Annotated in this window: 9 protein-coding genes; 4 read left to right on the top strand and 5 right to left on the bottom strand. The window is 45.1% G+C overall.

Annotation, left to right across the window (positions count from 1 at the left end):
- Positions 1-67: 67 nt before the first annotated feature.
- From hemG to ACED25_RS12750, 3 genes are read right to left on the bottom strand one after another with little or no spacing between them, the layout of a single operon-like run.
- Positions 68-595: a menaquinone-dependent protoporphyrinogen IX dehydrogenase gene (gene hemG, locus ACED25_RS12760; protein ID WP_017103118.1), complete on the bottom strand. Its 528-nt coding sequence runs from the start codon at positions 593-595 to the stop codon at positions 68-70.
- A 9-nt stretch (positions 596-604) separates the two neighbouring features.
- Positions 605-2,062: a TrkH family potassium uptake protein gene (locus ACED25_RS12755; protein ID WP_010433127.1), complete on the bottom strand. Its 1,458-nt coding sequence runs from the start codon at positions 2,060-2,062 to the stop codon at positions 605-607.
- A 34-nt stretch (positions 2,063-2,096) separates the two neighbouring features.
- Complete coding sequence (locus tag ACED25_RS12750) at positions 2,097-2,720, bottom strand: YigZ family protein (protein ID WP_016767552.1); 624 nt, start codon at positions 2,718-2,720, stop codon at positions 2,097-2,099.
- A 228-nt stretch (positions 2,721-2,948) separates the two neighbouring features.
- Here ACED25_RS12750 and fadB point away from each other — a divergent pair, with 228 nt between their 5' ends.
- From fadB to ACED25_RS12735, 3 genes are all read left to right on the top strand, one after another.
- Complete coding sequence (fadB, locus tag ACED25_RS12745) at positions 2,949-5,120, top strand: fatty acid oxidation complex subunit alpha FadB (protein ID WP_102451428.1); 2,172 nt, start codon at positions 2,949-2,951, stop codon at positions 5,118-5,120.
- 26 nt (positions 5,121-5,146) lie between these two features.
- The gene (gene fadA / locus ACED25_RS12740) at positions 5,147-6,310 is read left to right on the top strand and encodes an acetyl-CoA C-acyltransferase FadA (protein WP_061025197.1); all 1,164 of its coding nucleotides are present in this window, start codon (positions 5,147-5,149) and stop codon (positions 6,308-6,310) included.
- A 243-nt stretch (positions 6,311-6,553) separates the two neighbouring features.
- Positions 6,554-7,534, top strand: coding sequence for an MDR family oxidoreductase (locus tag ACED25_RS12735; RefSeq protein WP_371695412.1), 981 nt, complete (start codon positions 6,554-6,556; stop codon positions 7,532-7,534).
- A 103-nt stretch (positions 7,535-7,637) separates the two neighbouring features.
- Here ACED25_RS12735 and ACED25_RS12730 read toward each other — a convergent pair whose 3' ends face one another.
- Positions 7,638-8,579: a LysR family transcriptional regulator gene (locus ACED25_RS12730; RefSeq protein WP_012602956.1), complete on the bottom strand. Its 942-nt coding sequence runs from the start codon at positions 8,577-8,579 to the stop codon at positions 7,638-7,640.
- A 156-nt stretch (positions 8,580-8,735) separates the two neighbouring features.
- A complete protein-coding gene (locus tag ACED25_RS12725; RefSeq protein ID WP_004736674.1) occupies positions 8,736-8,921 on the bottom strand; it encodes a hypothetical protein in 186 nt (61 codons plus the stop codon).
- A 149-nt stretch (positions 8,922-9,070) separates the two neighbouring features.
- On the opposite strand from ACED25_RS12725, the gene tusA reads away from it, so the two are divergent.
- Positions 9,071-9,322, top strand: a complete 252-nt coding sequence (gene tusA, locus ACED25_RS12720; protein ID WP_004736675.1) for a sulfurtransferase TusA — start codon at positions 9,071-9,073, stop codon at positions 9,320-9,322.
- Positions 9,323-9,382: the final 60 nt, after the last annotated feature.

Genomic DNA, 9,382 nt, shown 5'->3' with positions numbered 1-9,382 from the left:
GTTTTTCTCATTTTTTTATTCGTTCGATTAAAAAGAACTCAAAACGCCTCAAAAGTAGGCTTTTCTCTTACATCTCTTGCAGTTTCTTAGAGAATAAAGAGACTTTTTTCCAGTTCGTGTACTCAACTTCCTTGGTTGTATCCGTTTCTCCACCTGTCATATTCATAATGAATCGAATCATGGTTTTATCGAACCAGTTATAACGAGGATAATAGAGGGCTCCAGCAAACACACCGATCAAAGTGGGTTGCCACGGGGACTTAAGAAGGAACTTCTTAATATAGGCGCTACCTTCAGGAGTATCTTTGCCTTGGTCTTCTTTACGAGCCGTTAAGTTAACGCAAAAGAAAGCAACCTTATTTGATCGCAGCTGAGCAAGGTTGGCATCAATGAACTGATATAGCTTCTTATTGAGGTGCCCATAGCGAATAGATGCGCCAATCAAAACTCGGTCGTATTGAGCAAAGTCGACATTACCAATGGTGTGCAGATCTTGAAGCTCACATTCGAACTCATTCATTTCTTCTTTTATATAGTTCAAGATTTTCTTGGTCTGCCCTTCACGGCTTGAATACAAAAATAGAGCTTTTGCCACAATATGTCCTTAGCTACGCCAAAACGTAGGGGTCAATAAAATTAATAAGGTGAATATCTCTAAACGGCCAAACAGCATGGATACGATCAACACCCATTTAGCCTTGTCATTCACATCGCCGAAGTGCATTGCCACTTCACCTAAGCCTGGACCAAGGTTATTCAATGTTGCCGCTACAGCAGAGAAAGCACTCAGCTCATCCATCCCCGTAGCAATAAGAGCCAACATACAAACCACAAAAACCAATGCGTATGCAGAGAAGAAGCCCCAAACCGCATCAACGACACGTTGTGGTAGAGCCGAACCACCAACCTTGATGGTATAGACAGCACGCGGGTGGACAAGACGCTTCATTTCACGAGCACCCTGTAGAGTAAGTAGTAATATTCGAATGACTTTCATACCGCCACCCGTTGAACCTGCACAGCCCCCTATAAAAGAAGAGAACAAAAGTAGCACGGGTAAGAACAATGGCCACTCGGAGAAACCAGTAGTAGTGAAGCCTGCTGTTGTAGATATAGATACAGTTTGGAACAAGGCTTGATCGAAGGCATCGTAATACGAGTCATAAGAGTGGTGATTAAGCAGTAATAAGAAACAAACTAAGAACAGGACGACTTGAATAAAGATAAAGGCGCGGAATTCAGGATCTTTCCAGTAATACTTAGGATGCACACCACCAGAAGCAAACGCAGCAAAGTGAAGCGAATAGTTACACGCAGAGATAAGAAGGAACACGACTGTAATCATGTTGATCGCAGGGCTATTGAAATACCCCATGCTCGCATCGTGAGTCGAGAAGCCACCAATCGCAATAGTAGAGAAGCTATGACTGATGGCATCAAAGAAACTCATCCCAGCAAGCCAAAAAGCTACTGCACAAGCAATGGTTAAGCTCAGGTAGATGTACCAAAGCGCTTTTGCCGTTTCAGCAATACGCGGAGTCATCTTGCTATCTTTTACTGGACCCGGGATTTCAGCACGATATAGCTGCATACCACCGATACCCAGAACAGGGAGGATAGCTACCGCCAATACGATGATACCCATACCACCAAACCATTGTAGGAACTGACGATAAAAAAGAATCGCCTTAGGCAGATCATCGAGGCCGACAATTACGGTCGCACCTGTCGTAGTTAATGCAGAGAAGGATTCGAAGAAAGCATCGGTTACCGACACATTGGGGTTATCGGCGATCAAAAACGGCAGCGCACCAGCACTACCGATTACCGTCCAAAACAGAACTACAATCAAAAAGCCATCACGCGCTTTCAATTCATGCTTATAGCGTCGGTTTGGAAACCAGCAAGTTGCCCCACAGAATAATAGAACGAAAAAAGTCGTCACAAATGGTACACCCGCACCATCTCTATAGATAAGTGCGACGAGCGCAGGTGCGAGCATTGATACACTAAAAAGTGCTAATAATAATCCGACGATTCGAATAATTGAGCGAAATTGCATGAGCTATTGAACGAAGCTAAATGCTTCAAACTTCCTAGTTGTCTTTAACTTTCGTTACCAGTGCCTTGGCACCGCTTTTATTGATCATGGTCTGAGTAAACGAATCTACCTGCAGGAGCTCTATCTCAATGATAAACTCAACTTGAACACCATAATCCGCTTGGACCTCAACAGCCTGATGCTGAGCCATAATAGATTGTGCAATTGGCACGAAACCATAGTCTAACTCTAGCCGTAATTTTGTGGTTATTTTTTTCTCGATAGTTTGAAGCAGCTTGAGAGCTTGCTGTACCCCTCCACCGTATGCCTTAACCAAACCACCCGTTCCGAGTTTTATTCCGCCAGAATAACGAGTCACAACAGCTGTTAACTCGCCAACACCCGAACCAGACAGTTGCGCCAAGATAGGCTTTCCAGCAGTACCAGAAGGTTCACCATCATCACTAAAGCCCCACTTCATCGAGTCTTCAGGTCGCCCTGCAACAAATCCCCAACAATTATGTCGAGCTGAAGAATGCTCTTTTTTTACCTGTTCTACGAACTGTTTAGCAGCTTCTACACTTGGTGTATGAGCAAGCTGAGTAATGAAAACGCTCTTCTTTATCTCTTCTTCAAACAGAGCCGATGCTGACGGTATTAAATAAGGCTGTTCATTCATATCGCTAACTTAATTAATAAGAGCAGCGAAGTGTATCACGCGTGAATAATAACGGTTAGAGGATCTGTGCTATCGCACAATGTTAAACAATTGTTTAAAAAATGTATTGAAATTAATCAAGCAGAGGTACAGACTAAACATAGCTGGTCTTACCAGGTATTCTACAATAATAGAAAGATAACAAGATTCTCTCAAACAATCGTGGATTGTATGTCATGGAGATAGACAATGATTTACCAAGCTAACACCTTACAGGTAAAGGAATTACAAGATGGTATTGCGGAATTAAGCTTCTGTGCACCAGCCTCTGTAAACAAACTCGACCTTGCTACTTTAGAATCACTAGACAAAGCGTTAGATGCTCTTAATGCTCACGCAGGATTACGTGGTTTAATCTTAACTTCAAACAAAGACGCGTTCATTGTAGGCGCAGACATCACTGAATTTCTTGGCCTATTTGCTAAGCCAGAAGCAGAACTTGATGAATGGTTAAGATTCGCTAATTCAATCTTCAGCAAGCTCGAAGACCTTCCTGTCCCAACTCTTTCAATGATGCGTGGCCATGCTCTTGGCGGCGGTTGTGAATGTGTACTCGCTACTGATTTCCGTATCGGTGACAAGACCACCAGCATTGGCCTACCTGAAACCAAACTTGGCATCATGCCTGGTTTTGGTGGTTGTGTGCGCCTACCTCGTGTTATCGGTGCTGACAGCGCAATGGAAATTATCACGCAAGGCAAAGCATGCCGTGCAGATGAAGCGCTTAAAGTTGGCTTGTTAGATGCAATTGTTGAAACAGACCAGTTACTAGAATCGGCAATCAACACCGTTTCTCTGGCTGCTAATGAAAAATTAGATTGGCAATTACGCCGTAAACAAAAAACATCAGCGCTTTCACTAAGCAAACTCGAAGCGATGATGAGCTTTACCATGGCGAAGGGCTTAGTGGCTCAAAAAGCAGGGCCTCACTACCCAGCTCCGATTACTTCTGTGATTGCGATTGAAGAAGCAGCACGTAGCGATCGCGATGCAGCACTAGACATCGAACGTAAACACTTCGTTAAGCTAGCAAAATCTGAAGAAGCGAAAGCACTGGTTGGCCTATTCTTAAATGACCAATACATTAAAGGCTTAGCAAAACAGGCTGGTAAATCTGCCAACAAAGCGACTGAACGTGCTGCGGTACTTGGTGCTGGCATCATGGGCGGCGGTATTGCTTACCAGTCAGCATTGAAGGGCGTGCCAGTGATGATGAAAGACATCGCACAGGCGTCTCTTGATCTTGGTATGAACGAAGCTTCTAAGCTGTTGAATAAACGCTTATCACGCGGTCGCCTAGATGGATTCAAGATGGCAGGCATTCTGTCTTCTATTACTCCAAGTCTTCATTATGCAGGTGTTGAGCAATCAGATGTGATTGTGGAAGCCGTTGTAGAAAACCCTAAAGTAAAAGCAGCAGTGCTGAGTGAAGTGGAAGGTCTAGTGGGCGAAGACACAGTTCTTACATCAAACACCTCAACGATTCCTATTAACCTGCTAGCAAAATCTCTAAAACGCCCAGAAAACTTCTGTGGCATGCACTTCTTTAACCCAGTACACCGCATGCCTTTGGTTGAGATCATCCGTGGCGAGCATACTTCAGAAGAAACTATTAATCGCGTGGTTGCTTACGCAGCGAAAATGGGCAAATCCCCTATCGTTGTTAATGACTGCCCTGGTTTCTTCGTAAACCGCGTACTTTTCCCTTACTTTGGCGGTTTCAGCATGTTGCTACGCGACGGTGCTGACTTCACTAAGATCGATAAAGTCATGGAGCGCAAGTTCGGTTGGCCAATGGGCCCTGCGTACCTATTAGACGTTGTGGGCCTAGATACAGCACACCACGCACAAGCTGTGATGGCGCAAGGTTTCCCTGAGCGTATGGGTAAAGAAGAACGTGATGCGATTGACGCGCTTTATGTCGCTGAAAAATACGGCCAGAAGAACGGCAGCGGTTTCTACACATACAGCGTAGACAAGCGCGGTCGCCCTAAGAAGACCTTCTCTGAAGACATTCTTCCTATTCTGGCTGACGTATGCCAACAGCCACAAGACTTTGATGACCAGACCATTATCCAACGTGTGATGATTCCTATGATCAACGAAGTGGTGCTTTGTCTAGAAGAAGGCATTATCGCGACACCGCAAGAAGCGGATATGGCACTGGTTTACGGTTTAGGCTTCCCTCCATTCAGAGGCGGCGTATTCCGCTACTTAGACAGTGTGGGTATTGGTAACTTCGTTGAAATGGCGAAAGGCTACCAAGACTTAGGTGCAATGTACCAAGTTCCTCAACTATTGCTTGATATGGCAGCGAAAGGCGAAAGCTTTTACGACGGCCAACAAGCCAGTTCTCTGTAACCCACATTTGGAAAAGGAATAGCAAAATGAATAATGTAGTTGTTGTTGATTGCCTTCGTACCCCAATGGGACGTTCCAAAGGTGGAGCTTTCCGTCACACTCGTGCTGAAGATCTGTCTGCTCATTTGATGAAAGGCATTTTAGAGCGCAACCCAGAAGTAAACCCTGTCGAGATTGAAGACATTTACTGGGGTTGTGTACAACAAACGCTAGAGCAAGGCTTCAACGTTGCACGTAACGCTGCTTTGCTTGCTGGTCTACCGATTGAGATTGGTGCGGTAACGGTCAACCGTTTATGTGGCTCATCTATGCAAGCTCTGCATGATGCAACCCGCTCTATCATGGTTGGTGATGCTGAAATCTGCCTGATCGGTGGTGTCGAACATATGGGTCACGTACCAATGAACCATGGTGTTGATTTTCACCCTGGCATGTCTAAACACGTAGCAAAAGCGGCAGGTATGATGGGCCTAACCGCTGAGATGCTAGGCAAAATGCACGGTATTAGCCGTGAAGACCAAGATGCCTTCGCCGCTCGTTCACATGCTAGAGCACAAGCAGCAACAGTAGAAGGTCGTTTCAAGAACGAAATCCTACCAACCGAAGCTCACGCAGCAGACGGTTCACTGTTCACTCTGGATTACGATGAAGTTATTCGCCCAGAAACAACAGTTGAAGGTCTATCTCAGCTGCGTCCTGTATTCGACCCAGCAAACGGTACAGTAACAGCAGGTACTTCATCAGCTCTGTCTGATGGCGCTTCTGCAATGCTTATCATGAGCGAAGAGAAAGCTAACGCACTTGGCCTGAAGATTCGCGCTCGCGTGAAGTCGATGGCTATCGCTGGCTGCGATCCTTCAATCATGGGTTACGGTCCAGTACCTGCGACTCAAAAAGCGTTAAAACGTGCAGGTCTGAACATTGAAGACATGGGCGTTATTGAGCTCAACGAAGCGTTCGCTGCTCAATCTCTGCCATGTGCTAAAGATCTCGGTCTATTGGATGTAGTTGACGAGAAAGTTAACCTTAACGGCGGTGCGATTGCACTCGGTCACCCACTGGGTTGTTCTGGTTCTCGTATCTCGACGACCCTAATCAACCTGATGGAAGCGCAAGACGTGAAATACGGCTTGGCGACCATGTGTATTGGTTTAGGCCAAGGTATTGCAACGGTATTTGAACGCCCATAGCGATCACTGGTTGTAATACTTGTAGGGTAATCTTTTGTGCAGCTATATTTATATAGCTGCACTTTTTATTACTTGGCATCCAACAATGCATCGATTGCGTTCAGCGAACTCAGCGAGAGAAAAACCAACACTGATATCTATGCACAAAACGCATAGATTCAATGTTGATGTTTCATTATTTTTTCTCGGATGATTCAACTAAAGTTACTTCAGTTTCCTAATATTCCTCCTACGGAGCAGATCATGTTTAAAGCACTTGTACTAAACCAAGAAGACAAAAAAACTATCGCATCAGTTTCTCAAATTGATGAGTCTCAATTACCAGAAGGTAACGTGAAAGTTGATGTGAGCTACTCTTCTTTGAACTACAAAGATGGTTTGGCGATAACAGGTAAAGGGCGCATTGTTCGCAACTTCCCTATGGTTCCTGGTATCGACCTTTCTGGCGTGGTTTCACAATCTGATGACCCGCGCTACAAAGCAGGCGACGAAGTTGTTCTGACGGGTTGGCGTGTTGGTGAAGGCCACTGGGGCGGTATGGCTGAGAAAGCGAGCCTAAATGGTGACTGGTTAGTACCAATGCCTGCAGGTCTTGACGCCAAGAAAGTCATGGCGATTGGTACAGCTGGCTTCACCGCTATGCTTTGTGTGCAAGCTATCGTAGATGCAGGCATCAAACCAGAAGACGGTGAAATCCTAGTAACGGGTGCTAGTGGCGGCGTAGGCAGCGTGTCTATTACGCTACTAAACCAACTAGGCTACAAAGTAGCAGCGGTTACTGGCCGAGCTTCAGAAAATGGCGAGCTTCTAAAATCACTAGGTGCAACACGCATTGTAGAGCGTGCTGAATTAGAAGAACCAGCGAAACCACTTGAGAAACAACTGTGGGCTGGTGCTATCGATACAGTAGGTAGCAAGGTACTTGCTAAAGTATTGGCGCAAATTGATTACAACGGCGCGGTTGCAATGTGTGGCCTAGCCGGCGGCTTTGACTTACCAACTACGGTAATGCCATTCATTCTACGTAACGTTCGTCTACAAGGTGTGGATTCAGTAATGTGCCCTCGTGAAAAACGTATTAAAGCGTGGGAACAACTGGCTGAATTACTACCTGAGTCTTTCTACGGCCAAGCGACTAAAGAAGTGTCTTTAGATGGCGCAATTCAAGCTGCGGAAGACATCACTAACGGTCAAATCACTGGTCGCGTAGTTATTAAACTGTAATTGAAAATTAAACTTCCGTAACCCAGAATAACAAAGGGCTGATAGTAATCAGCCCTTTTGCGTTTTTGTCATTTGGATCGAGTAAACTAAAGCGAGATCTCAGTTAACCCAAACCTACATCCGCAATACGCTTCTGAATCAGCTCACCACATTCTTCTTTTACTACTCTTCTTAACCATTGTTGCGAGGCAGAAGAATCGCAACGCGAGTGCCAGATCAGTGAGTAATCAAACGGCATAAATTCAAATGGTAATGGCTTAACAACCAAGTCATAACGCTCCGCCACCAAATAAGCCAAATCAGCAGGCACAGTAATCACCAACGGCATTCTATCGACAATCGCCAATGCCGCTTCAAGGTGATAAGCACGCAACACCATTTTACGAGGCTGTTGATTGGCTAACGCGTTGTCTAATAAAGCCTTAACACCATCACTGATCGCAATCATCGCGTGCGGGAGTGATACATAGTCTTCAAGGCTTAAAGGCTTATCGGCTAATGGGTGATTCTTAGATAACAGACACGACACACCGACCGGCCCCAATACCTCTTGATGAAGTGGTGCAATGCTGCCACTCGGGCGACAAATCGCCATATCGACACGTTCGGTGCTGAGCTGTTTAAACAAATGCTCATGCTGCAATGGTGCAAACTCCAAAGAGATGTTCGGCGCTTGCTCATAAATCTTCGGCAGAGCATAAGGCAAGATAGTTTGCATCGCGTAGTCAGTGGTCGCAATTAAAAAACGCTCACTGCAATAGTAAGGATCGAAATCACTCGGACTAAGCAACTGACGGAATGATTCTAAAGGCTGATCAATGCGCTGGCTGATCTCGAGAGCTTTCTTAGTGGGAATAAGGTGCTGACCTTGGCGTGTAAACAGGGGATCATTGAGTAGTTCTCTTAAGCGGCCTAATACTCGGCTGGTTGCCGACTGGCTTAGGTTAAGACGAAGCGCAGCTTGACTAACACTGCCCTCTTCAATCAATACCTTTAAGGCGACCAGTAAATTCAGGTCTCTACGATAGATGTCTTCTAATTCCACGCCACTTACCTAGCTGTATACAATTATCATTGGTCACTAAGTTGTTTATAGCATGCTTTAGATAAAAAAAATCCCGCAATTACGCGGGGAAGCCCAAGAAAATCTGGGGATAGTGTCGGAATGTTGTCGTATTGGAATTTGCTTGCTGTATTCAGGTTAGTGCTCTTGCTCCTCGGCTATGCCTTGCCAACGGCGCATCTCTACCCAAATACCAATAATCGTTGCTACTATGCCAAAAATTGGCATTAGAGAGGTCTCTGTCGATGAGCGTAGTACTAACGCACAAAAAGAAATAAAACAGAGAACTGAATAAATTGTTAATCTATCTAATCCTGTCAACATCGCCACTCCTTAGCTAGTTGCCTTTGATTTAAGTTGTTATCAACTTGTTAATTAAGTTATAGGAAATGGTTCCGTTTGCCAAGCACTTATTGCATATTTTTTCTGCAGACGTATTATTCACTCGTTAGATAGATATAGAGATACAAACCATGACATTCAAACCTGAACTGGCAACCCACACTTTAGAAGCTGAAGGCCTGCGTTGCCCAGAGCCAGTAATGATGGTCAGGAAGACAATTAGAAACATGCAGGATGGCGATGTGTTACTGGTAAAAGCTGACGATCCTTCGACAACTCGTGATATTCCGAGCTTTTGTCGATTCATGGATCACCAGTTGGTAGGCCAAGCGACAGAAACGTTGCCTTACCAGTATTTGATCAGAAAGGGATTGGAGGCGTAACGCCCCACCGACTATCAAGTATCAAAAAAGCCGCTCGTACCTTATGTTCTTCAACAGAAC

Source organism: Vibrio sp. 1F263 (assembly GCF_041439035.1).
GTDB classification, from domain to species: domain Bacteria; phylum Pseudomonadota; class Gammaproteobacteria; order Enterobacterales; family Vibrionaceae; genus Vibrio; species Vibrio tasmaniensis_A.
This window is presented reverse-complemented; position numbering and strand designations above follow the sequence as displayed.

Coding starts and splice junctions, on each gene's coding strand:
- ACED25_RS12755 (WP_010433127.1), bottom strand. CDS start 2,062: ATGCAATTTCGCTCAATTATTCGAATCGTCGGATTATTATTAGCACTT.
- ACED25_RS12750 (WP_016767552.1), bottom strand. CDS start 2,720: ATGAATGAACAGCCTTATTTAATACCGTCAGCATCGGCTCTGTTTGAA.
- fadB (WP_102451428.1), top strand. CDS start 2,949: ATGATTTACCAAGCTAACACCTTACAGGTAAAGGAATTACAAGATGGT.
- fadA (WP_061025197.1), top strand. CDS start 5,147: ATGAATAATGTAGTTGTTGTTGATTGCCTTCGTACCCCAATGGGACGT.
- ACED25_RS12735 (WP_371695412.1), top strand. CDS start 6,554: ATGTTTAAAGCACTTGTACTAAACCAAGAAGACAAAAAAACTATCGCA.
- ACED25_RS12725 (WP_004736674.1), bottom strand. CDS start 8,921: ATGTTGACAGGATTAGATAGATTAACAATTTATTCAGTTCTCTGTTTT.
- tusA (WP_004736675.1), top strand. CDS start 9,071: ATGACATTCAAACCTGAACTGGCAACCCACACTTTAGAAGCTGAAGGC.